Annotated in this window: 1 protein-coding gene; it reads right to left on the bottom strand. The window is 47.7% G+C overall.

Annotation, left to right across the window (positions count from 1 at the left end):
- Positions 1-365: 365 nt before the first annotated feature.
- The gene (locus tag ACOTZP_RS23835) at positions 366-935 is read right to left on the bottom strand and encodes a recombinase family protein (protein ID WP_001749988.1); all 570 of its coding nucleotides are present in this window, start codon (positions 933-935) and stop codon (positions 366-368) included.
- Positions 936-1,149: the final 214 nt, after the last annotated feature.

The raw sequence follows: 1,149 nt of genomic DNA, 5'->3' as shown, positions 1-1,149 counted from the left end.
TATGGTGATCCCCTGGGCGAAATGCGCCTGGTAAGCAGAGTTTTTGAAATGTAAGGCCTTTGAATAAGACAAAAGGCTGCCTCATCGCTAACTTTGCAACAGTGCCCCTGAGATACAATTATTCGCTCCCTGAAGTGATGCAAACTTCCTGCTGGAGGTGATCAAGTAATTTGCGAGTGAGTGATCAACTGATTTGCGAATGGGGGATCAGATACATGCGAATACACAGGGAGGGGGCTGGGCCGGGCGATCCGGTCAGCGTTGCGGTTTCCGGCGATTTGCGGCCGGTGGCCGGTTAAGTCCGGCGCGGACGCCTTCCATGCCCTGACGGGCATAAGAAAATAAAACCGCCATGCTGCGGTCATTCATGATTTTGTGGTGTAGCGATAAATAGTCATGCGAGAAACGTTGAAGCGCTTAGCAACTGCACCAACTGTCATTTCAGGATCAGCAAGTAAGATTCTAATTTGTTTAACATCTTCTTCAGAAAGTGACGGTTTTCTCCCTCCCACACGGCCCCTTGCGCGTGCAGCTGCAAGGCCTGAGCGCGTTCTTTCAATATTGCGGTTGCGTTCAAAGCTAGAGAATATCGCCATCAGATGCGTATAGATTTCCCCTATAACTGGCGCATTTGTGTCTATTCTGTCCTTGATGGCTATGAAAGTTATTCCGCGTTTCTTCAGGTCGTCGAGTAAAGTAATGACTTGACCCAATGAACCGCCGAGCCGATCTAGTGCCCAAACTACTAGGGTATCTCCCTCGCGCAATGCTTTCAGGCAGTTCTCCAGTTCCGGCGCACCTTTTTTGTCGCGCTTGGGGCCGCTACGTGAGGTCTGATCCTGATAGATTTGCTCACATCCAGCTTTTGTTAGTTCGTCAACCTGGTGCGCCACATCCTGAAGATGCGTAGATTTACGTGCATAGCCGATTTTCATTCTTTTCACGCTAATTAGTTATGGGGTTATTGTTATGTTGATATAGTAACGAGTTTTGTTACATGAGGGGAGTCATTTTTCGGGAGAAGTCAGGACTTTTCAAGACTGTCACAAAAACCATCGTTTTTGATACATTAATTTAACCAATAGGTTGCAGATCAAATCGCCTGTAACAGCCTTTCTGGCTGTTTGTCGTTTTCAGAAGACGGCTGCA

The organism is Enterobacter cloacae complex sp. SYL001, from assembly GCF_049237025.1.
GTDB classification, from domain to species: domain Bacteria; phylum Pseudomonadota; class Gammaproteobacteria; order Enterobacterales; family Enterobacteriaceae; genus Enterobacter; species Enterobacter intestinihominis.
This window is presented reverse-complemented; position numbering and strand designations above follow the sequence as displayed.

Coding starts and splice junctions, on each gene's coding strand:
- ACOTZP_RS23835 (WP_001749988.1), bottom strand. CDS start 935: ATGAAAATCGGCTATGCACGTAAATCTACGCATCTTCAGGATGTGGCG.